The organism is Streptomyces sp. GL_148 (genome assembly GCF_057834205.1).
In genome coordinates this window covers 4,788,898-4,810,792 of record NZ_CM174396.1, presented here as the reverse complement: position 1 = coordinate 4,810,792, position 21,895 = coordinate 4,788,898, and the positions used below count along the sequence as shown (strand labels likewise).

The 21,895-nt window shown below is 72.1% G+C and carries 18 protein-coding genes and 1 tRNA gene; 9 read left to right on the top strand and 10 right to left on the bottom strand.

What is annotated here, in order from left to right; genetic code table 11:
• Window positions 1-9: 9 nt before the first annotated feature.
• Window positions 10-360: a WhiB family transcriptional regulator gene (locus tag AC3IYI_RS22260; protein WP_243330532.1), complete on the bottom strand. Its 351-nt coding sequence runs from the start codon at window positions 358-360 to the stop codon at window positions 10-12.
• 386 nt (window positions 361-746) lie between these two features.
• Between AC3IYI_RS22260 and AC3IYI_RS22255 the strand changes: the two genes are divergently transcribed.
• Window positions 747-3,020 (top strand): transglycosylase domain-containing protein, encoded by a 2,274-nt coding sequence (locus AC3IYI_RS22255; protein ID WP_489405432.1) that lies wholly within the window; start codon window positions 747-749, stop codon window positions 3,018-3,020.
• A gap of 88 nt (window positions 3,021-3,108) precedes the next feature.
• Here the strand turns inward: AC3IYI_RS22255 and AC3IYI_RS22250 are convergent, their stop codons facing one another.
• Window positions 3,109-3,570 (bottom strand): GatB/YqeY domain-containing protein, encoded by a 462-nt coding sequence (locus AC3IYI_RS22250; protein WP_399381154.1) that lies wholly within the window; start codon window positions 3,568-3,570, stop codon window positions 3,109-3,111.
• A gap of 79 nt (window positions 3,571-3,649) precedes the next feature.
• Between AC3IYI_RS22250 and AC3IYI_RS22245 the strand changes: the two genes are divergently transcribed.
• The 4 genes from AC3IYI_RS22245 (at window position 3,650) to AC3IYI_RS22230 (ending at window position 7,139) form a co-directional block, all read left to right on the top strand.
• Entirely contained in the window at window positions 3,650-4,588 is a 939-nt protein-coding gene (locus tag AC3IYI_RS22245) for a metallophosphoesterase (protein WP_489405431.1), read from the top strand.
• 36 nt (window positions 4,589-4,624) lie between these two features.
• Window positions 4,625-5,314 carry a Pr6Pr family membrane protein gene (locus AC3IYI_RS22240; protein WP_489405430.1) on the top strand — a complete coding sequence of 230 codons (690 nt, stop codon included), beginning with the start codon at window positions 4,625-4,627 and terminating at the stop codon, window positions 5,312-5,314.
• Between the two features lie 39 nt (window positions 5,315-5,353).
• Window positions 5,354-5,427, top strand: a tRNA-Pro gene (locus tag AC3IYI_RS22235).
• Between the two features lie 197 nt (window positions 5,428-5,624).
• Window positions 5,625-7,139, top strand: a complete 1,515-nt coding sequence (locus AC3IYI_RS22230; RefSeq protein WP_489405429.1) for a SulP family inorganic anion transporter — start codon at window positions 5,625-5,627, stop codon at window positions 7,137-7,139.
• 55 nt (window positions 7,140-7,194) lie between these two features.
• On the opposite strand, the gene AC3IYI_RS22225 is transcribed toward AC3IYI_RS22230, so the two are convergent.
• The 6 genes from AC3IYI_RS22225 to AC3IYI_RS22200 all read right to left on the bottom strand — a co-directional run bounded on the left by AC3IYI_RS22225 (window position 7,195) and on the right by AC3IYI_RS22200 (window position 13,575).
• Complete coding sequence (locus tag AC3IYI_RS22225) at window positions 7,195-7,662, bottom strand: SRPBCC family protein (protein ID WP_489405428.1); 468 nt, start codon at window positions 7,660-7,662, stop codon at window positions 7,195-7,197.
• Between the two features lie 284 nt (window positions 7,663-7,946).
• Window positions 7,947-9,404, bottom strand: coding sequence for a flotillin family protein (locus AC3IYI_RS22220; RefSeq protein ID WP_489405427.1), 1,458 nt, complete (start codon window positions 9,402-9,404; stop codon window positions 7,947-7,949).
• Window positions 9,405-9,470: 66 nt separating this feature from the next.
• Window positions 9,471-9,980, bottom strand: coding sequence for a hypothetical protein (locus tag AC3IYI_RS22215; RefSeq protein WP_489405426.1), 510 nt, complete (start codon window positions 9,978-9,980; stop codon window positions 9,471-9,473).
• Between the two features lie 188 nt (window positions 9,981-10,168).
• The gene (locus AC3IYI_RS22210; RefSeq protein ID WP_489405425.1) at window positions 10,169-11,221 is read right to left on the bottom strand and encodes a PucR family transcriptional regulator; all 1,053 of its coding nucleotides are present in this window, start codon (window positions 11,219-11,221) and stop codon (window positions 10,169-10,171) included.
• Between the two features lie 85 nt (window positions 11,222-11,306).
• The gene (locus tag AC3IYI_RS22205; RefSeq protein WP_489411615.1) at window positions 11,307-11,846 is read right to left on the bottom strand and encodes a DM13 domain-containing protein; all 540 of its coding nucleotides are present in this window, start codon (window positions 11,844-11,846) and stop codon (window positions 11,307-11,309) included.
• Between the two features lie 244 nt (window positions 11,847-12,090).
• Window positions 12,091-13,575 carry a vanadium-dependent haloperoxidase gene (locus AC3IYI_RS22200; RefSeq protein ID WP_489405424.1) on the bottom strand — a complete coding sequence of 495 codons (1,485 nt, stop codon included), beginning with the start codon at window positions 13,573-13,575 and terminating at the stop codon, window positions 12,091-12,093.
• Between the two features lie 278 nt (window positions 13,576-13,853).
• Here AC3IYI_RS22200 and AC3IYI_RS22195 point away from each other — a divergent pair, with 278 nt between their 5' ends.
• Genes AC3IYI_RS22195 through AC3IYI_RS22185 form a run of 3 tightly spaced genes read left to right on the top strand, consistent with a single transcriptional unit; the run spans window position 13,854 to window position 16,152 of the window.
• A complete protein-coding gene (locus AC3IYI_RS22195; RefSeq protein WP_489405423.1) occupies window positions 13,854-14,477 on the top strand; it encodes a metal ABC transporter ATP-binding protein in 624 nt (207 codons plus the stop codon).
• Window positions 14,474-15,355 carry a metal ABC transporter permease gene (locus AC3IYI_RS22190; RefSeq protein WP_489405422.1) on the top strand — a complete coding sequence of 294 codons (882 nt, stop codon included), beginning with the start codon at window positions 14,474-14,476 and terminating at the stop codon, window positions 15,353-15,355. Before AC3IYI_RS22195 ends, AC3IYI_RS22190 begins: the two co-directional genes overlap by 4 nt.
• Complete coding sequence (locus tag AC3IYI_RS22185; RefSeq protein WP_489405421.1) at window positions 15,304-16,152, top strand: ABC transporter substrate-binding protein; 849 nt, start codon at window positions 15,304-15,306, stop codon at window positions 16,150-16,152. The genes AC3IYI_RS22190 and AC3IYI_RS22185 overlap by 52 nt, the downstream gene beginning before the upstream one ends.
• A 127-nt stretch (window positions 16,153-16,279) precedes the next feature.
• Here the strand turns inward: AC3IYI_RS22185 and AC3IYI_RS22180 are convergent, their stop codons facing one another.
• Window positions 16,280-18,157 (bottom strand): class I adenylate-forming enzyme family protein, encoded by a 1,878-nt coding sequence (locus tag AC3IYI_RS22180; protein WP_489405420.1) that lies wholly within the window; start codon window positions 18,155-18,157, stop codon window positions 16,280-16,282.
• The gene (locus AC3IYI_RS22175) at window positions 18,154-20,274 is read right to left on the bottom strand and encodes a CoA transferase (RefSeq protein ID WP_489405419.1); all 2,121 of its coding nucleotides are present in this window, start codon (window positions 20,272-20,274) and stop codon (window positions 18,154-18,156) included. Before AC3IYI_RS22175 ends, AC3IYI_RS22180 begins: the two co-directional genes overlap by 4 nt.
• A gap of 160 nt (window positions 20,275-20,434) precedes the next feature.
• Between AC3IYI_RS22175 and AC3IYI_RS22170 the strand changes: the two genes are divergently transcribed.
• Complete coding sequence (locus tag AC3IYI_RS22170) at window positions 20,435-21,628, top strand: acyl-CoA dehydrogenase family protein (RefSeq protein WP_489405418.1); 1,194 nt, start codon at window positions 20,435-20,437, stop codon at window positions 21,626-21,628.
• The last annotated feature ends 267 nt before the right edge of the window (window positions 21,629-21,895 follow it).

The window sequence follows — 21,895 nt, the reverse complement described above, 5'->3', positions numbered from 1 at the left end:
CCCGGTGGTCTACCCAGCTGCCGCGTACGTTTCGTACGGAACACCGATCTCGTCATCGGCATCCATGGTGAGGATGCCCGTACTGCGCTCGTACTCCGTGCGGGCGGTTTCGAGCAAGCGCCGCCACGAGGTGACGGTGGGACGCCGGCGCAACAGCGCACGTCGTTCCCGCTCGGTCATTCCGCCCCACACTCCGAACTCGACACGATTGTCGAGCGCATCGGCCAGGCACTCGGTCCGCACCGGACATCCGGTACACACCGCCTTGGCCCTGTTCTGTGCCGCTCCTTGAACGAACAGTTCATCCGGATCGGTAGTGCGGCAGGCTGCCTGCGCACTCCAGTCGGTAACCCAGCCCATCCCGGCGCCGTCCTCTCCCGAATCGAGGCTCCCCCACGGCGGTAGCGGCATATTCACCGCTGCCAGTTGAGGACGTTACGGAAGGCGGGCACAGTGCAACACCCCCGACGGGCCCAATCTTGAATGGTCCGAACGGACTATGGGTAAGCGGCAGATCACCCGACGGAGTGATCCTGCGACATGCCCGACCATTCCGGCGATTTGGGTGAAATCGACGGGGCATGCTGATCACAGGGGGCGAGATTCGGACATGCGTCCACCCCATTCGGGAAGGGTGAAAAACAAGCCGAGGGGTTGATGTCCCACCGCACTGCTGTGACAGTTGAGGACAGCTTAGGCCAAGGCATTCGCGCGTGTCCGGCGAATGAGAACGTAGGCTGCCCTCTATGGGAAAGAAGCGCTCGGGCGGCGGGCTCACGGGGCCACAGCAGGCCGCCAAGTTCCTCGGTGTGTCCGTTCTCTCCGGAGTTGTACTCGCGGGGATCGCGATCCCGGGGGCCGGCGCCCTGGGGCTCGCGGCCAAGGGCACGGTCGAAGGCTTTGATGAGATCCCGGCCAATCTCAAGACGCCACCGTTGAGCCAGCGCACCACGATTCTGGACGCCGAAGGTGGCTTGATCGCCACGGTCTATTCGCGTGACCGGCAGGTGGTCCCGATCACGGCCATCTCCCCGTACATGCAGAAGGCCATCGTCGCGATCGAGGACTCGCGTTTCTACGAGCACGGCGCGATCGACCTCAAGGGCATCCTGCGTGCGGTCAACCGCAATGCCCAGGAGGGCGGCGCGGCGCAGGGCGCGTCGACTCTGACGCAGCAGTACGTGAAGAACGTGTTCGTCGAAGAAGCCGGCGACGACGAGACGAAGGTGCGCGAGGCCCAGGAGAAGAGCCTCGGGCGCAAGATCCGCGAGCTGAAGTACTCGATCCAGGTCGAGGAGGAGCTCGGGAAGAAGAAGATCCTCGAGAACTACCTCAACATCACGTACTTCGGCCAGCAGGCGTACGGAATCGAATCCGCCGCCCACCGCTACTTCAGCAAGTCCGCCAAGGACCTGACCCTGGACGAGTCGGCGCTGCTGGCGGGCGTGGTCCAGTCGCCGAGCCGGTACGACCCGCTGAACGACTCGCAGGAGGCGATGAAGCGGCGCAACGTCGTCCTCCAGCGCATGGCGGACATAAAGGATATTTCGCAGGCCGAGGCGGACGCGGCGAAGGCGAAGCCGGTCCAGCTGAAGGTGACCAAGCCGAAGAACGGCTGCATCACCGCCGTCAAGGGCGCGGGCTTCTTCTGCGACTTCGTGCGCAACACCTTCCTCGACGACACCGCCTTCGGAAAGACCCGCGAGGAGCGGGCGAAGGTCTGGAACCAGGGCGGCCTGACGGTCCGCACGACCCTGGACCCGCAGTCCCAGGACTCCGTCAACGAGTCCATCAAGGACCACGTGGACCAGGACGACAAGGTCGCCACGGCCGTCACCCTCGTCCAGCCCGGCACCGGGCGGGTGCTCGCCATGGGGCAGTCGAAGCCGTACGGCTTCGGCAAGAACGAGACCCAGATCAACTTCTCGGTGGACAAGAAGATGGGCGGCTCGAACTTCGGCTTCCCGACCGGCTCCACCTTCAAGCCGTTCGTCGCGGCCGCGGCCCTCGAGGGCGGACTGCCGCCGACGAAGATGTACCAGTCCCCGTACGACATGGACTATCCGAGCCCCGTGAGGACCTGCGGCGACAAGCCCTGGGTCAACACCGACCGGGCCAAGGTGGAGAACGAGACCGAGTCCGAGGTCGGCCCGTACGGGATGAAGGAGGCGATGGCCAAGTCGGTCAACACCTACTTCGTGGAGATGATCTCCGAGGTGGGCCTGTGCCCCGTGACCGAGATGACCACCAAGCTCGGCGTGATCCCGGCCAACGGCGCCAAGCTCCCCGAGGTCCCGGCCATCGCGCTCGGCAGTGAGGGCATGTCCCCGCTGACCATGGCCAACGCCTACGCCACCTTCGCCAACCGCGGCGTGTACTGCACCCCGGTCACCATCGAGTCGATCACCGACTCGCACGGCAAGGCGCTGACGGTCCCGAAGTCCAAGTGCGGCCGTGCGATGACCGAGCGGACCGCCGACACCATCAACACGCTGCTGCTGGGCGTGGTCGACTCCGGTACGGGACAGCAGTCGGGTCTGAAGGACCGTGAGAACGCGGGCAAGACGGGTACCACCGACAGCCGCTACAACGCCTGGTTCGTCGGCTACACCCCGAACATGTCCGGCGCGACCTGGGTCGGCTCCGGCGGCGCCAAGCAGGTGTCGATGGAGAACATCACCATCGGCGGCCAGTACTACGACAAGGTCTTCGGTGGTGGCCTGCCCGGCCCGATCTGGAAGCAGGCCGTCTCCGGCGCGCTCTCCGGCCGCGAGGCCCCGACCTTCGTCACGGTGCACATCGCCGACACCCCGAGCCCGACCCCCGGCGGCAAGCCCAGCGGCAAGCCCACCAAGCCCGGCAAGCCGGGCCGCGACGGCAAGCCCGGTGACGGACGGCCCGGCGGGCAGACCGCCGGAACCACCACCGGAGCCACCGGCGGGACCGACGGCGGCACGGGCGGGGACGACCCGCTCGGCGGGATCACCTTCCCGCCGGGCTTCATCGGCGGGAACGGCTAGGACCCGTAGGAAAAGCGAAGGGAGGGCCCCCCAGATCCGTTTCCGGATCGGTGGGGGCCCTCCTTGTTTCCCTTGCGGGGATCCCGTACTAGGACAGGTGCTTCTTGACCGCGGCGGCGACGCGGCCGCCCTCCGCCAGACCCGCGACCTTCGGGTTCACGATCTTCATCACGGCGCCCATGGCCCGCGGTCCCTCGGCGCCCGCCGCCCTGGCCTCCTCGACTGCCTGCGCCACGATCGCGTCGAGCTCGGCCTCGCCGAGCTGCTTGGGGAGGTAGGTGTCGAGGAACTCGCCCTCGGCGGTCTCCCGCGCGGCCTGCTCGGGACGGCCACCCTGCGCGAAGGCGTCCGCGGCCTCGCGGCGCTTCTTCGCCTCCTTGGCGATCACCTTGAGGACTTCCTCGTCGGAGAGCACCCGGGCTTCCTTGCCCGCGACTTCCTGGTTGGTGATGGCGGAGAGGGTCAGGCGCAGCGTGGACGAGGCGAGCTCGTTGCGCGCACGGATGGCGGTGGTGAGGTCTTCCTGGAGCTTGGCCTTGAGCGTGGTCATGCCCCGAGTCTGCCAGGTGCGGGGGCTCGGGCGCCCACAGGTTTCCCGACGTGCTTGCCGGGTCTGCGAACATATGGGCATGCGTGCGCGTTACGGAGTACCTCTGAAGGTCACCGCCGGGATCGCCGCGGCGGGGGCCGCCGGTCTGGCCTATGCCGCCGGTTTCGAAGCCCGGTCCTTCCGCCTGCGCCGGGTCGCGGTCCCCGTGCTGCCCCAGGGGATGCGCCCGTTGCGCGTCCTGCAGGTATCGGACATCCACATGGTCGGCGGGCAGCGCAAGAAGCGCGCCTGGCTGCAGTCGCTCGCCGGGCTGCGCCCCGACTTCGTGGTGAACACGGGCGACAACCTCTCCGACACGGAGGGCGTGCCGGAGGTGCTCGACGCGCTCGGCCCGCTGATGGAGTTCCCCGGCGTGTACGTCTTCGGGTCGAACGACTACTACGGCCCCCGGATGCGCAATCCCGGGCGCTACCTGATCGAGAAGACCCAGGGCCGGCACGGGCTGAACGGCAACGCGCCGGTCGTCGGGGCCGTCCACAACCCGTGGGAGGGGATGCGGGACGCCTTCGACGCGGCCGGCTGGCTGAACCTCACCAACACCCGGGGGCGGCTCAAGCTCGACGGGCTGGAGCTTGCCTTCACCGGCCTGGACGACCCGCACATCAAGCGCGACCGGTACACGAAGGTCGCGGGCGGGCCGGAGGCGGACGCGGACTTCTCGATGGCCGTCGTCCACGCCCCGTACCTGCGCGTCCTCGAGGCCTTCACCGCCGACCGGTACCCGCTGATCCTGGCCGGCCACACGCACGGCGGGCAGTTGTGCATCCCCTTCTACGGGGCGCTCGTCACCAACTGCGACCTGGACACGAAGCGGGTGAAGGGCCTCTCGACGCACGAGACGGAGGGGCAGCGCGCCTACCTCCACGTATCGGCGGGCTGCGGGACCAACCGCTTCACCCCGGTGCGCTTCGCGTGCCCGCCCGAGGCGACGCTGCTGACACTGACCCCGAAGGCCTGACGCGGTCCGGCCCGGTCCTCCGGGTACGTTGACAGGATGATCACACCCGCCGCACTCCGCCTCCCGACCGTCGCCTTCCGCGCGCTGATCGCGGCCGCGGCCGTCACCGGCCTGGTCATCGAGTGCGCGTACGGCAGCGTGCCCGTCGTCCTGAGCTTCTTCACGATCTGGACGAACATCCTCGTCGCGGTCACCTTCGGGCTCTCCGCCCACCGCGTCCACCGGCGCGAGCCGGACGTGGCCCCCTTCTGGCGGGGCGGCGTCCTCCTCTTCATCCTGATCACCGGGCTGGTCTTCCACCTGGTCCTGGCCAACCCGTCGAGCCCCTTCAACGTGCTCGAGGACCTGGACAAGCTGTCCGGCGCGAAGTCCTTCTCCAACCAGCTCCTCCACACGGTCACCCCCATCGGCGCCGTCCTGGACTTCCTCTTCCTGACCGCCCCCCGCACCCTGCGCCCGCGCTACGCCGCGCAGTGGCTGGCGTACCCCCTGCTCTACGTGGTCTTCGCGCTGATCCGCGGCGCCCTCCTCGCCACCGACGTCCCGACCCGGTACACGTACCCCTTCATCGACGCCGCCCAGTACGGCTACGCGAGGGTCGCACTGAACGCGGTGGTCCTGGGCGTCGCCTTCTACGCCCTCGGCCTCGCCCTGGTCATGGCGGACCGCTACCGCCCGCCGCGCGAAAACCGGATTTCGTCTCCGGCCGAGGGTCCGCTAAAGTAATCGATGTCGCCAGGGCAGCAGCGCTGCAAGGGTGGACATCGGGGTGTAGCGCAGCTTGGCAGCGCGCTTCGTTCGGGACGAAGAGGTCGTGGGTTCAAATCCCGCCACCCCGACTTCGTAAGACCAGGTCAAGGGCTTGATCCGCATCGCGGGTCAGGCCCTTCCTGCGTCCCCGGAGATCGTTCGGGAGAAAGCTGGGAGAAGATCTTGATCGGCTTCTCCCAGGAGCCCGGGCGACCTCCGTCTTCGCGTCTTCTCCGCGCGCCCGCCTGCCGGTTGGGGTGTGCCCGAGCCTGAGGTCCGTGCCGTCTTGTCTTCCTCCCCCGCCTCCAGACCCTCGCGCCCGCACGGCCTTCGCCGGCCGGCGCGGCCCGCCTGGCTCTCGCCGAAGGTGTTCCGCACCGAGGTGCTCGGCGGCCTGGTGGTCGCGCTCGCGCTGATCCCCGAGGCGATCTCGTTCTCGGTCATCGCCGGGGTGGATCCGGCGATCGGGCTGTTCTCCTCGTTCACGATGGCCGTCGTCATCGCGTGCGTCGGCGGGCGACCGGCGATGATCTCCGCCGCTACGGGCGCCGTGGCGCTCGTGATCGCGCCGCTGAACCGTGAACACGGGCTGGGTTACCTCATTGCCGCGGTGATCCTCGGCGGCGTCTTCCAGATCGTCCTCGGGGCGCTCGGGGTGGCGAAGCTGATCCGGTTCATACCGCGTTCGGTGATGGTCGGCTTCGTCAACTCCCTCGCCATCCTCGTCTTCATGGCCCAGGTCCCCGAGATGCGGGACGTGCCGTGGGCCGTCTACCCGCTGCTCGCCGGCGGGCTCGGGCTGATGGTGTTCTTCCCGAAGGTCACCAAGGCCGTCCCGGCCCCGCTCGTGTCCATCGTCATCCTCACCAGCATCACCGTGGCCGCGGGGATCGCGGTACCGACCGTCGGGGACAAGGGCGCGCTGCCGTCCTCGCTGCCGGTTCCGGGCCTTCCGGACGTGCCGTTCACCCTGGACACCCTCACGCTCATCGCCCCGTACGCCCTGGCCATGGCGGTGGTCGGGCTGATGGAGTCGCTGATGACGGCGAAGCTGGTCGACGAGATCACCGACACCCGGTCGAGCAAGACCCGCGAGTCCGTCGGCCAGGGCGTGGCCAACATCGTCACCGGATTCTTCGGCGGCATGGGCGGCTGCGCCATGATCGGCCAGACGATGATCAACGTGAAGGTGTCCGGCGCCCGCACCCGGCTGTCGACCTTCCTCGCGGGTGTGTTCCTGATGGTGCTGTGCATCGCCTTCGGGCCCGTCGTCTCCCGGATTCCGATGGCCGCGCTCGTCGCCGTCATGGTGATGGTCTGCCTCGCGACCTTCGACTGGCACTCCATCGCCCCCAAGACGCTCAAGCGGATGCCGGCCGGCGAGATCACCGTCATGGTGCTGACCGTCGCCTGCGTGGTCGCCACCCACAACCTCGCCGTCGGCGTCGTCGCCGGATCGGTCACCGCGATGGTCATCTTCGCCAAGCGGGTCGCGCACCTGGCGAGCGTCACCTCCGTCCTCGATCCGGACGGCGGCCAGGTCGTCTACTGCGTGACCGGCGCCCTGTTCTTCGCCTCGTCCAACGACCTGGTCGGGCAGTTCGACTACGCGGGCGACCCCGACAAGGTCGTCATCGACCTCTCGGCCGCCCACATCTGGGACGCGTCCTCTGTCGCCGCGCTCGACGCCATCGAGAACAAGTACCGCGAGCGCGGAAAGAGCGTCGAGATCACGGGCCTGAACGAGCACAGCGCCCGCCTGCACGGAACCCTCAGCGGCGAACTTCTCGCAGGCCACTGACGGGTCCGAGGACCGGGGCGCGCGCCCCGGGCACACGCCACCGCCGGGCGGCCGGTCATCCTGCAGGCTGCTGCATCCAGGTGTCCGGGCCGGGGTCGCCGCCTTCGGCGCGGAGCGCGAGGCGGTCGACGTAGTGCTGCCAGCCCTCCGCGTGCGCCTCGCACGCCTCCTGGGACGGCAGGCCGCTGTGGACCAGGCGGAGCAGGGTGCCCTCGGCGGTGGGTTCGAGGGTGATCTCCACGGTGGAGGATCCGGCCGCCACGGGCATGCCGCCCTCCTCCCAGCCCCAGGTGAAGACGAGCCGCTTGGGCGGGTCGATGGCGAGGAAGCGGCCGGAGGCGACATTCTCGCCGGTGACCCGGGTGCGGTACGAGCCGCCGGGCTCGAAGGAGAACGTACCGTCGGCGCCCATCCAGGACAGCCACTTCTCCCGGTCGGTGAAGAAGCCGAAGACGGTTTCGGGGCGGGCCGCGATGCGGCGCTCCAGCGTGACGGTGTCCATCGGGGTCGCGGGGGTCGTCATGAGGGGTTCTCGCTCCGTTCGGCCTCTTCGGCGAGCCGGGCCAGGGTGTCGAGCCTGGTGCTCCTTCCGCAGGGTAACCAGGCCGGTGTCCCTCAGCACCTTCAGATGCTGGGAGACAGCCCGCACCGGCACGCCGAACCCCTTCTTCCCTATCTGAGCGCCCCGATGAAGGTCGAGGTGCTGACCGAGACCGTGCAACGCGCTGCTGGAGGGGCGAGGACGACCCTCACTGCGCCGCGAGGCCCGCTGCTCGGCAGCGGGCCTCGCGGACGTGTCCCCAGGGGTCAGCCGGTGATCTCGACCTTCCCGTTCTGGGCGGGCGTCTCCGGGGCGGCGGAAGCCTTCGGAGCGGTGAGGCCCTTCAGGAGCTGGGCCAGGTCGACGCCCGTGGTGGAGCTCAGGAGCTCCATGCCCTGGGCGACGTTGTCGGTGACGGTGCGGGAGAGCTTGCTCGCGCCGTCGGTGGAGATGACGGTCATCTTGTCGATGGCGGACAGGGGTTCCGCGGCCTTGGCCACGACCTGCGGGAGCGCCTCGACCATCATCTGGATCACGGCCGCGTCGCCGTACGTCTCGAAGGCCTCGGCCTTCTTCCGCATGGCTTCCGCCTCGGCCGAACCCTTGGCCAGGATGGCCGCGGCATCCGCGTCGCCTTCCAGGCGCACGGCCTCGGCCAGGGCGGAGCGGCGCTGCTTCTCGCCCTCACCCGTGAGGCGGGCGCGCTCGGCCTCGCCCTGGGCGGCGGCGATGGCCGCGAGACGTTCTGCTTCGGCCTGCTTGACGCGGGCCACGCGCTTGGCCTCCGCCTCCTGCTCGGCCTCGTAGCGGCGGGCGTCGGCGGGCTTGCGGACCTGGGTGTCGAGCTGGCGGTCGGTCAGAGCGGCCTGCCGCTCGGCGACCTTCTCCTGCTCGGCGAGGATCTGCTGCTGACGGTCGGCCTCGGCGAGCGGACCGGCGGCGTTGGCCTGCGCGGCTGCCGCGTCGGTCTCGGCCTTGATCTCCGCCTGGCGCAGGTACAGGGTGCGCTCGGCGACCGCGATCTCCTCCTCGGCCTTCAGGCGGGCCTGTTCGGCGGCGCGGCGGGAGTTGGCCTCGGCGATGTCGGCTTCCTGCTTGGCGCGGGCGGCCTCGGGACGGCCGAGGTCTTCGAGGTAGGAGCCCTCGGTGGTGATGTCCTGGATCTGGAAGGCGTCCAGGACCAGGCCCTGCCCGGACAGGCTGGCCTCCGCCTCCTCGGCGACCTGCCCCGCGAAGGCGGCACGGTCGCGGATGATGTCCTCCACCGACATGCGGCCGACGATGGCGCGCAGGGCGCCGGACAGGACTTCCTGGGTGAAGCCGACGATGCCGTCCTGCTGCTGGAGGAAGCGCTGGGCGGCGGCCCGGATGGCGTCCTCGTTGCCGCCGACCTTGACGATCGCGACGCCTTCGAGGTTCGCCTTGATACCGCGCAGGGTGACCGCGCCGCGTACGGCGACGGGGATGTGACGGCTGGAGAGGTCCAGGGTGTAGCGCTGCTGGACGAAGGGGACGACGAAGACTCCGCCGCCGACCACGACCTTCTGGCCGCTGTTGTCGGTGGATATCCGCCCGGTCTCCGGGTCGGTGGAGCTCTTGCCTCGCCGGCCGGTGATCAGGAACGCCTCACTGGGCCCGGCGACCTTGTAGCGCGTGACGACGACCAGGGCGAGCAGGACGAGGAGTACGAAGACTCCCACGACCGCGATGACGACTGGGCTCATGACGGATCCCCCCTGCCTCCCCGTGGGGGCAGATCGGTGATGGATTGGGTGAACGGGTCCGGTTCTTCAGTGCTCGACGGCACGGACGCTGACGGAGGTGGACGACGGAGTCGCCGTCACCCACACCTCCGCGCCGCGGGCCAGCGGGCCTTCGGCGGTGGCCGCGTACTTCACCGGCTGGCCGGCCAGGCGCAGGAGGACCTCGCCGTAGCCGGAGGCCGGGATCGCGGTGACCACGGTTCCGGTCGAGCCGAGGAGGGAGTCCTGGTGCGGGGCGGTCCCGCTGCGGTCCCGCATCAGGCCGCGGCTCAGGCGGTACGTCGCCCAGCCCGCGCAGGCTCCCGCGAGGGCGCCCGCGACGGTCGCCGGGCCCGGCCCGAGCCCCGTGGTCCCGAGCACGATCGCCCCGGTGAACCCGAGCATCGAAACGAAGCCCGCGAGCACCGGAAGGGACAGCCAGCCGTCGAACAGTCCGCTGAGCGCGCCGTCGAAGACGCCTTCCAGCACGCCGTCGAGGAGCAGGGAGAGGGCCAGCAGCGCGATCCCCGCAATGCCGAGACCAAGAAACAAACCCATGAACGCACCTCCCCGCCCGAGTGGTATTTCCGCCGGACAGCAGCATCGTGCCATTTGAGGCGTGCTCCGCGCATTGCCTGCCGTCGGCAATCTTTACGTCTCTTTGACGCACGGGGCTTCATCGCACGGGTCTTCACCGCACGGATCTTCACCGCACGGTGCCCGCGTCACGCGTCACGCGTCACTCGTCACGCGTCACCGCCCGGCCAGCCCAGCAGGCGGGCTCCGATCACCGCCGTCTGGAGCGTGTAGCGGTTCAGCGGGTCGGCCGGGTCGGCCCGGGTCAGGGTGTGGATGCGGTCCAGCCGGTACGTCAGCGCGCGCACGCTGAGCGAGAGGCGCCGGGCCGCCTCGGTGGACACGCAGCCGCTGTCGAAGTAGGCGGTGAGCGTGTCCAGGAGCGGCTGGGCGCCGCCGCGGGAGGTGCGCAGGGGGCCGAGGGTGCTCTCGACCAGATCGGCCATGGCCTGCCGGTCCCGGGTCAGCACCGGGAAGACGAGCAGGTCGACGGCGTGGAGCACCGGCCCGTCCAGGTCCATCCGCCGGGCGAGGTCGAGTGCGTTCAGGGCCTCCTCGTAGGAGTGGACGACCCCGCCCGCGCCCGGGTGCGAGCGGCCGATCCCGACCCGGCCGCCGTCGGTGGCCGCGTGCGCCCGCTGCGCGAAGTACTCCAGAACCTCGGGCTGGTCCCCCGGAGCCACACAGATCAGCCGGCCGTCCTTCGTGGTCAGCAGGACCTGCCGGCCCGGGAACCGGGCGAGGACCGCCGACTCGATCCCGCGCGCCATGGGATAGCCGTCACCGTACGTCTCGGGGCCGGTGGCCACGGCGACGCCGTGCGACTGCGAGAGGCGCAGCCCGAAGCGCCCGGCACGCTCCGCCAGCCGGCCCAGGTCGCTGCCGCCGTAGAGGAGGTCGTCGATGAACTCCCGGCGCGCCGCCTCCTCCTGCCGGACGGCCTGGTGCTGGGCGCGTTCGTAGCCCTCGACGAAGGCGTCCACCGCCTGCTCCACGGCCGCGAGGAGCGGGTCGGATGCGGGGAGGGGCCGTACGAGCTGCGCCGCGGCCAGGTGATCGCGGATCAGCGCGCGCAGCGGCAGGCCGGCCTCCGCCGCCCGCTCGCCTTCCGCACGGCGTGACTCCAGCTCCGCGCCGGTCAGGCGGCGGCCCGTGGCGCAGGCGTCGACGAGCAACTCGGAGTACCCCGAGAGGTGGCTCGCCGGTGCTTGTGGTCCCGCCACGGTGTTCCCCCCGATCCCGACGCGCCCGTGACGCGTCCTTGGTACGGGGACAAGCGTGACACGGTGGCATCCGGGCCACCGCGGGTCACACGCTGGTCAGGGCCGCCGCACCGAAGGAGACGTCGAAGCGGTCGCACCAGATGGTGATGCTGCCGTAGTCGGACGGGTTCACGTCGGCCGGGATCGCGTAGTTCTGGTCGCCCTTATTGCCTTTGAGCTTGCCCAGGCTGACGTACTTGCCGTCGTCGAAGACGCGCCAGCCCGCCGTGCCCTCCTTCACCGGGGCGTCCGTCAGCCAGACCCGCAGGTCCGGGCCGTTGCTGGTGTCGAGGTTCTCCAGGCGCAGGGTGTGGGAGCCGTCGGGGAGCCGGATGAGCTTCGCGGTGCCGGTGGTGGCGTGCTCGTGGCTGATCAGCGCGCCCTGGGCGAGGGTCTGCGGGGTGGCGGGCGCGGTGCCCGGCGCCGCTCCGGCGGCGGGCGAACCGGTGGGTGAGGGTGCGGCGGCGGAGGGGGCCGCCGCCGGGAGGGACTCGTGGACCGTGGCGTCCTGCCAGAGCTTCCACGGCTGGAACCAGTACAGGCCGAGGCCCAGCAGGAGGGCCGCGGGGAGGGCCAGCACGGCCAGGAGCCGGCGGCGTCCGCCCTGCCTCTTCGCCGGGGTCTGCGGGTCGCTCTGCGTCGGGTGCTGCGGCTGGTTCGGCGTCGCGTTCTGCGTCACTCGTCGTGCCTTCCTCGCGTTCGGCCGTCCGGCCGTCCGGCCGTCATGGGCATTCAACGCGCGGGCACGGGCGGGGGCCAGGCCCGGCCGGATGACGAAAGGCTTACGTCATCCGGCCGGGGTGCGGCGGGGTTCTGCCCGTCGGCCCGGGTCAGAGGGTGCGGAGCTTGGTGGTGAAGACCTGGTTCGCGATCTTCTCGCCCATGGCGAGGCCGTCCGTGGCGTCCCACGGGTAGTGGACGCCGAGCCAGATGCGGCTGTCGGCGTCCTCCTTGCCAGCCGCGCTGAAGCTGGTGAAGTGGCGGGTCTTGACCGGGGCCTGCGGTTCGTCGGTGGTGAGGTCGAAGGAGATGTCGTCGCTGCCGAAGTAGCGCTTCATGACCCCGGCCCAGGCGCCGCCGAAGGAGGCGTGGCCGGAGACGTACGCGGGGAAGCAGGGGCTGACGTTGACGCCCGTCGGGCTCTTCAGGAGCGGCTTCCACTGGGGGTCGAGGCCGCCCTCGCGGATCGCCGAGACGGGCCGCCACAGGTCGATGGGGGTGGCGAACTTGGCGTCGCGGACCGCGATTCCGGTGTCGGCCATGGCGAGGGAGACGAGGGCGAAGAGGCGGGCGTTGGCGTAGACCCCCAGGCCGCGGGCCTTGGCGACCTCGCGGGTGGCCTGGAGCATGTGGCCCGGCGGCTTGTAGGTGCCGTTGTTGTCGTTGGCCCAGAACCAGGCCGCGGCGAGCTGGTCCGGGGTCCGGCTGATCACCGGGGTGGCCGCGGTCGGCTTGTCGGCGCCTGCCGTGCGGACGGCCTCGACCTGGCGCTTGTACTCGTCGCTCGCCACCAGGGCCTCGTACGAGCCGTACTGGGCCAGGGTGGTGGGGCGGAACTGCGAGCTGGAGGTCAGCGAGAACGGCTTGACCTGGCCGTAGAACGGGCTGATCGCGTCGCTGTCCTCGTCGCATGAGGCGTCGGGCATGTCCGGGTAGCTCGTCGGCCGCCAGGCGCCCGGCTTGTTGTCCCCCACGTAGACCTGGGGGTTCTCGGAGCCGTCGCCGGTGCGGGCGTCCGTCATCTGCTTCACCATGGCGGCGACCACCGAGAGGTCGAGGAAGTCGCCGGCGGTGGGCTCGGTGCCGAATCGCTCGCGGAAGCGCGAGTCGAGGTACTGCGTCTGGTCCGCGTAGCGGCTCTGCTTGTTGCCGTAGAGGCCGAGGAGGATGTTGTAGGCCGTACGGCCGATGACGCGCTCCTCCTCGTCCGGGCCCTCGGCCCAGCCCACGTAGCTCACCGCCTGGATGTACGGCTCCGAGGTGATCTTGCCCTTCCACTTCAGCTGGTACGAGGACTCCGCGTCGTAGATCGCCGCGTTCATCATCGCGGCGGCCCGGGCCATCGGGACGGGCCCGCCGCCGACCCGGCGGAAGACGTTCTGCAGCACGTCGTTCCAGTAGTGCACGGGGTCGGCTATCGACTGCGCCGGCAGCGCGGCCTGGGCGGGCTGCGGGGCGGCGGCGAGGACGGTCCCGGTCGCGGCCAGGACCACAGCGGTCGCCAGGGCGCGGTGCCAGAGCGCGCTCCGGCGGGCGGCGCTGCGGAGGGTGGCACTGCGGACGGTGCGGCGAGGGGTGCGGACGTTCTCGGGCATGGCTCGACTCCCTTTGATCACAGGCATGTTGATCACCACGGGAGGTGGCGGCGTGATCATGTCCCTGGGCGGGCCGGGGCGCTTGTAGAAAAGGGAACGCCCCCGCGGAATGGCCGGTCCCGCCCGGCTGGACGGCGCGAACCCACCACCGTCCCGCCCCCGTTCCGCCCCCACACCCCGCCCGCCATCGACAGATCGTGGATCGCCGGAACTTCAGGCCCCTTCCGGCCGACCAACTCCACGCGGAGAGACGGCCGGTGACAGCGGAAGGGCGTGGGATGGGCGGGCTGGACGTGCGGATGGAGGGGGTGGGTTGCCGGCACGGGCGCATCGAGGCCGTAGCCGGCGTCGACCTGGAAATCGCCGCGGGCGAGCGCGTCGCGCTGACCGGCACCAACGGATCGGGCAAGACCACCCTGCTGCGCGCCGTGCTCGGACTGCACCCGCAGGTCAGCGGGAAGATCCTGGTCGGCGGCCGTGCGGGCGACCCGGCCTGGCGGCGGCGGGCGTGCGCGTGGATCCCGCAGAAGCCCGCCGCCGGACGCTTCCCGCTCCTGGGCGGCGAACTCCTCGCCAGCGGCGGCGACCCCCGCGCGGCCGCCGAGGCCGCCGACCGGCTGGGGGTGGGGCCGCTGACCGGGCGGCCGCTGCACACCCTGTCCGGCGGGCAGTTGCAGCGGATGTACCTGGCCCGGGCGATCGGCTGCGTGGCCGCGGGGGCCGGCGTACTGCTCGCCGACGAACCGACCGCCGCCCTGGACTTCGCGGGCCAGGACGAGGCCGCCGACGTACTGGCCGCGCTGCCCGTGACGCTCGTCGTCGTCACGCACGACCGGGCGCTCGCGGAACGCTGCGACCGGGTCCTGGAAATGGCCGCCGGCCGGCTGCGGGAGGTCCGGTGAGCGCCGCCCTCGCCTCCGCCGACCTCGGCACGCTGCTGCAACTGGCCCCCGTACAGCGGGCGGGCTTCGCCCTGCTGCTGGCCGCCGTCGGACTGCCCGTCATCGGGGTGGTCATCGTCGGGCTGGACATCATGCCGGTGCGCTTCGCGATGATGCACGTGGCACTGCTGGGTATCGCCGTCGGCCTGCTCACCGGTCTGGACCCCATGCTGTGCGCGCTGGTGGCCTGCGCGCTGGCCGGAGCCGGGGTCGCCCCGCTGGCCCGGACCCCGGACGGGCTGTCCGGGGCGATGGGGCTGCTGATGAGTCTGGCGATCGCCGCCGCGCTGCTGCTCCTCGCGGTCTCGGGGGTCAACGCCTCGGGCGCGTTCGCGCTGCTGTGGGGCTCGATCCTGTCCGTCGGCGGCGCCGATCTCGTGGTGCTCGGCGTGCTGGCCGTCCTCGTACCCGGCCTGTTCTGGTGGCGGCGGCGCGAGGTGGCGTTGCTGCTGTACGACCGTGAGCTCGCGCAGTGTTCGGGCGTGCCGGTGCGGGCGCTGACCACCGTCCTGCTGGTGCTCGTCGCGGTCGCGGTCGCCGGAGCCATCAAGCTCACCGGCGCCCTGCTGGTCGACGCCCTGACCCTGCTGCCCGCTCTGGCCGCGCGCCGGCTGGGCACCTCACTGAAATCGATCACCGGGTGGGCGGTGGCCATCGGCGTCTTCGTGAACCTGACCGGCTTCCTCATCGCCCTCCGGCTGGACTGGCCCCCCGGGCCCGTCCTCGTCCTGACCGCGGGGGCGCTCGTCCTCGCGGTGCACCTCGTACCCGAACGGAGAATCCGCTCATGGCGCCGCGAACCCGCGTCCGCAGCACTTCCCCTTCCCTCCTCGCACTGAGTACGGCACTGGGCCTGGCGCTGGCCCTGGTGACCGGCTGCGGCGACAGCGACAGCGACACCGACGACAGTGGGCGTGGTGGTGGCACCGCCAAGGGCGGCAAGCCGGCCGTCGTCGTGACCACCACCTGGGAGGGCGCCTTCGCCAAGGCCGCGGGCGCGCAGGACGTCAAGGTGATCGTGCCGCAGTCCGTGCACCACGCGCCGGACTACGACCCCAAGCCCTCCGACCTCGCCGCCGTGGCCGGGGCCGACTTCGTGCTGTACGCGCCGTTCGAGCCGTACGCCGCGAAGATCAAGGAGGCCGCCGGGTCGAAGGCGGAGCTGGTCGAGGTGAACCTCGACAACGACGCCGACAAGGTCAAGGCCGAAGTCACCCGGCTGGGCGCGCTGTTCGGCACGCAGGCCGCCGCCGCGAAGTGGACGGCGGACTTCGACGCCGAGTACGGAAGGGTCGCGAAGGACGTCCAGGCCGCCTGGCCCGGCGGGAAGAGCCCGGCGGTCGTGAGCCAGGTGTTCACCGCCTGGTCCGCGAAGCTGGCGGGCGCCACCACGGTGGGCACCTACGGCCCCGAGGCGGTGACCCCGGCGCAGCTGGCCGACCTGTCGGCGAAGAAGCCGGCGCTGGTACTGGACAACGCGCACATGTCGACCGGCACCGTCCTGCCCGATTCCGGCGCACGACAGGTACAGATCGTCAACTACCCCGGGAACGACCTGGACTTGCTGCCGGTCTACCGCAACGCGGGGGCCGAGCTGAAGAAGGCCATGGTCAAGGCGGGTGGATCCGCCGGATAGCGCGGAGCGGGGCGTCGGCGGGACGGGGCCGGCGCCCCCGGTACGCCGGTACGGCGGTACGCCGGGAGGCCTGGAGGGCGGAGGCCTGGAGGGCGGGGCGGTCCACTGAGGGCCGCCCCGCCCTCGTCTACGCGCCCACCCCGGCGGGTGCCGCAGCGGCCGGGGCGCCGGCGCTCGCCCCGGCACGGGCCTGGGTGGCCGGCTCGGTACGGGCGCTGCCGGCCGGCTCGGTACGGGTCTGGGCGGCGGGCTCGGTACGGGACTTGGCGGCGGGCTCGGTGCGGGTGCTGTCGGCCGGCCCGGGGAAGGCCGGGGTGGCCCCCGCGCCGGATCCTCCGTGCGCGAAGCGTGCGCGCAGCGCCGCGCGGTCGGGTTTGCCGGCCGGGGTGAGCGGGAGCTCCGCCAGCAGCAGCAGGTGCTCGGGGTGCTTGCGGCGCTCCAGGCCGCGGAGCTTCAGGTGCCCGGCAAGGGAGCCGAGGGTGGGGAGCTGCGCGCCGCGGGGGACGACGCAGGCGGCGAGGCGCTCGCCCATCACCTCGTCCGGGACCCCGACACAGACGACGTCGCGGACGAGGGGATCGTAGGAGAGCTCCCGTTCCACCTCGGCGGGGCTGATGTTGGCGCCGCCGCGGATGACGATGTCCTTGAGGCGGCCGACGACGTGGAGGACCCCGTCCCCGTCGATGAAGCCGAGGTCGCCGGTACGGACCCAGCCCTCGGGCGTGCGGTACCGGGCGTCCAGGTCGGGGGAGGCGACGTAGCACATGGGGGTCATGGGGCCGCGCGCGATGATCTCCCCGATCGCGCCGTCGGGGAGCCGCTCGTGCGTCTCGGTGTCGGCGATGCGGATCTCGGCGACCCGGGGATCGGGGCGGCCGGCGGCGATGCCCGTGCCCTCGGTTTCCGGGGCCGCAGCGCCCAGTCCGGTGTGGCAGTTGACCCCGTCGGCCGAGCCGTAGAGGTTGACGACCGGGCAGCCGAAGGCGCGGCTCGCGCTCTTTGCCGTGGTCTCGTCGAGGGGGGCGCCGCCGAGGACGAGGGCGGTGGGGGCGGGGAGCGGGGCGGCGCCGTTCCCGCCCCCGGATGCCTCCGCCTCCGCCTCCGCCTCCAGCCGGTCGAGCATCATGCGGATCATCGTGGGCACCCCGAGGACATGGGTGGGCCGGTGCTCCCGCACCGCCGCGAGGGCCGCCTCCGGTGTGAAGTGGTCGAGGACGATCAGGGTTCCGCCGTGCCGGGCGAGGGTGACCGCGGTGCCGCTGGAGCCGAAGGCGGACGCGAGCGGTACGAGGAACAGGCAGCGCGGCGGTGTCCCGTCGGGCATCAGCGACGCGAGGAAGTTGCCGCGGCCGCCGGCGAGGGCGTTGTGGGAGTAGGCGATCATCTTCGGCTCCGCCTCCGAGCCCGAGGACACCAGGATGCGGGCGGCGCTGTCGGGGTGGGGCCGGGCGGGTACGAAGGCGGCCGGGTCGGAGCGCAGCAGCTCCGCGAGCCGAATCGTTCCTTCAGGCTCCGTGCCCGCCGGTCCGCCGACCGTGACGACATGGCGCAGCGCGGGCAGTTCGGGGGCCAGGTCCCGCAGTTCGGCGGCATGGCGGTGGCCCCGGTGCTCCACGGCGGCGATCACTGCCACGGCCTCGGCGCGGCGCAGCAGGCAACGGGCATCCTGGCCGCCCCGGCCCACGGGGAAGGGCAGGGCCACCGCTCCGAGGGCGGCCAGGGCCAGGTCCGCGATGACCGCGTCGCGGCCGTTGGGGAGCTGGACACCGACCACGTCGCCGGGCCGCACGCCGAGCTCCGCGAGGCCGGTGGCCAGGCATCTCACTTTGCGGTCGAGGGCGGTGTAACAGAGCTTGCCCTTGGCGTCGATGACCGCGGTGTGGTGCAGATCGGCGATCTGGCGGGCCCGGAAGAGGCTGTAGAGGTCGAGGTCGGGACAGGTTCCGTCGACCGCCCACGAGCGGCGCAGGCCCACGGGCAGCAGATCGTGCAGTGCGACGGTCATACGAAGCTCCAGGGGTCGGGAACGGCGGGGGCACCGTGCGCGTCGCGGCTGATCGAGCCGCCGAAGCGCGGGTCGTGGTGCAGGTCGGCGAGGTCTGTGGTGACGGCGGTCGCGGCGAGGCCGCGCGCCCGCAGCGCTCGTAGGGCGTCTTCGGTGGACGGCACGGACGGCGCGGACGGCATGGTCGGCGCGGACGGCACGGACGGCACGGACGGCACGGACGGCACGGGCGGCATGGACGGCGCGGTCGGCGCGGACGGCATGGACGGCATGGACGGCTCCGCGAGGCCCTGGACGACGGCCGCCGCCGCGCGGGCGTCCGCGTCGGCCGGGGCGATCCAGCCGTCGGCGGTGCGCAGGGGCGTACGGAAGCCCGCGGGCCGGCGGCCGTGTTCCCCGCGCCGGGCGCGGCGCAGGGCCGGGGCGGTGAGCAGGTCGGCGGCGCCGAGCAGCGAGGAGTCCACGCGGACCCCGCGTCCCGTGCGCTCGCGCAGTAGCAGCCCGGCGAGGACGGCCTCGGTGCCGAGCAGCCCGCCCAGCACGTCGAGCAGGGTCATCAGGGAGGGCGCGGGCACCTCGCCCTCGGGGCGGGCGGCCTCGCCCACGCCGGTGCGGGCCTGGACCATGAAGTCCGTGCCCATCGGCGGATCGGCGATGCGGCCGGTGCCCCAGCCGCCGGTGTACGCGTAAACGAGCGCCGGGTTCGCCCGCGCGAGGTCGGCGGAGTCCAGGCCCAGCTCTGCGGCCTTCCCCGGGGCCCAGTTGTGCAGGAACACATCGGCTCCGGCCGCCAGTTCGGCCAGCCGCAGCCGGTCGCCGGGCGACTTGATGTCGATCTCCACGGCACGCTTGCCCCGGTTCAGGGCCAGCCAGCGGGCCGAGATCCCCGAGCAGGCGGGCGGCATGCCGCGCAGCGGGTCGCCGCCCGGCGGCTCGATCCGGATCACCTCGGCGCCGAGCAGCCCCAGCAGATGGGCGGCGAGCGGCGCCTGCACGCGACGGCCGGCTTCCAGGACGGTCATGCCGGCGAGGGGGCCGGGGGGTGGGGTGGAGCCGGGGGGCTGGGAGGAGCCCGGGGGCTGGGAGGAGCCCGGGGGTACCTGCGGCGCGGTCTTCGGGGCATGGCTGCCGGGGCCGTACGGGGCCAGGGTCCAAGGGGCGGCTCCGTCCTGTTCGGCGGCCCGCTCGGCCAGGCTCCACAGCCGGCAGACCTCGGCCCCCGAGGCGGCCGACGCGTCGCGGATCCGCTGCCAGCCGTGCGCCCGGGTGGTGGCGTGCAGCGCCTGGGGGAAGGGTGCGCACGCGGTGGCGTACCGGAACTGGAAGGGCCGCCAGCCGGCCCGTACCGCGTCGGAGGGGGCCTCCAGAGCCCGCCAGAAGCCGGCCCAGGCACCCGGATCCAGGGTCTCCAGCTCGAAGAGCGTGCCGTCGGCCGCGGTGAAGGGCGGCCCACCGGGCGCGAGTTCGGCGGCTTCGCCCTCGTCGGCGCCGCTCGCGGCGAGGTACTGGGACACGACCAGCAGCCCGGCCCGGTCCACGTACGTGTGCGGCTGCGCGGCGGCGCCCTCGCACCCCCTGGCCCGGGCCAGCAGGGCGGCGAGCAGACCCTGCGTGGTGAGGACGGCCGTCGCGGCGGTGGCGTAGTCGACGGCGAGCCCCCGCGGCAGGCCGTCGCGGCGGCCGTGGACCGCCATGATGCCGGTCGCGGCTTGAGCGGTGGCCTCGTCGGTGATGCCCATCAGGCTCGCCTCGGGCAGGCTCGCCCCGGGCGATGACCAGGCGACGGTGGCGGTCGCGCGGGCGGGGCGGCCGATCCCGGAGGCGTGGCCCGGGGCGCGGCCGAGGGCGGCTCCGAAGGCGCCCCCGAAGGCGGCTCCCGCGTCCCCGAAGGCGCCGTCCGCGTCCCCGAAGCCGCCGTCCGCCAAGGTGATACGGGCCGTGCCGGTGTCGTCCCCCACGGCCGGCCCGGTCTCGACGGCCTCCCCGGCATCTGCGGCGACGGCACCCAGCACCCTCAGGTGCTCGGCCACCGGGCCGGCGAGCGCGGGCGGTCCCGAGGTGGTGAAGCGCAGCCCGTCGAGCGGCCGAGCGGTCTGGGTGACGGCGGGTGACGCCATGCCTCTCCTCTTCTCCCGGCCCGGCGATCGGCCGGCGCCGCAGGTGGTCCCGTACGCGGGAACCAAGGGGCGGGCCCGCCCGACCAGTTCCACGGGAAGGCAGTCGCACTGCCGTTCCCACGGGTTCCCGGAGGGCTGGAGGAAAGTGGTGGAGAACCGAGTGACGGAAAGCGGAGGGAGTGCGACGGGCTACCCGAGCGAACCGACAGGTGTGGACGCGGAGTTGAGGGACCGGGTGGCGGAGTTCGTACGGAAGCAGGTGATGCCCCGCGAGCCCGTGCTGGACGCAGGCGGCCCCGCCGCGGCGGCTGCCGTGCGGGAGCTCCAGGCCGGGGCGAAGGAGGCGGGCCTCTGGGCCCTCCCGCTCCCCGCGGAGCTGGGCGGCCAAGGACTCGATCTGGCGCGCTACGCACGGCTCGCCGAGGCCGAGGGGGCGAGCGACCACGGACCGGCCGCGCTGGGGTCGGCCTCACTCCTCGATGCGACGATGCTGTGGCGGCACGGCGGCGACCGGGTACGCGCGCTGTACCCGCGCCGGCTGACGGGCGGCGAACTGCGCGCCTGCTACGCCATGACCGACCCCGAAACCCCGGGCACCGACCCGCACCTCACCTCCACGCGCGCGGCGGAGCAGCCGGACGGAAGCTGGACCCTGAGCGGCCGCAAGTGGTTCACCTCGCACGCCGCCGAGGCAGATCTGGTCACCGTCCTGGCTCGCACCGACGGGCAGCCGGGAGACCGTACGGGGCTGTCGCTGCTCGTCGTTCCCACCTCGGCGCCGGGCTTCAGGGTGGTGCGGGAGCTGCCGGTGCTGGGTGCGGCCGGACAGTGGGAGATCGAGTTCGACCGGGTGCGCGTGGACGCCGACCACCTCCTCGGCGAACGCGGCCGGGCCCTCGCCATCGCCGGGGAACGGCTCCAGCTGGGCCGCACCCTGCGCTGCCTGCGCTGGCTGGGCCAGGCGCAGCGCGCGTTCGACCTCATGTGCGAACGCGTGAACTCCCGTACCGGGTCGCGCGGTCCGCTCGGAAGCCACCAGCTGGTGCAGAGCCACGTCTTCGAGTCGCTCCTGGCGCTGCGCGGCACCCGGCCGCTCGTCCACGAGGCCGTGGCCCGGATCAGCGCCGGACAGGACGCGCACGTGGAGGTGGGCCTGGCCAAGGTGGCCGCGGCCCGCACGCTCCAGCAGGTGACCGACGCGGCCATCCAGATCCACGGCGCGGCCGGCCTCGGCCCCGACACCCCCCTGCCCGCCCTCTACCGCACCGGCCGCACGGCCCGAATCCTGGACGGCCCGGACGAACTGCACATCACGGGGGTGGCCCGGAGGGTGTTGGGGGGGTACGGGGGGTAGGGGTGGGGGCCGGTCCTTGGCGTTGACGGTTCCGGGGGGCGTCCCGGCAGTCCAGTGTCCTTTCGGTGCGGGCCGGTCCGTCAAGAGCGCTCCCTGCGGTCGCGTCGCTTCGCGATGGCCTTCGGCCACCCTTGACCGACCGACCCACCCCGAAACGCCACAAGACTTCCGGGATCCCCCCGGGGAATGGCCGGGGGGAGGAGAGGGGAGGAGCGGCCTCGTCTGAGATGCGCAGCCCCCTCCGGCCGGCGGTCATCTGGACACGGC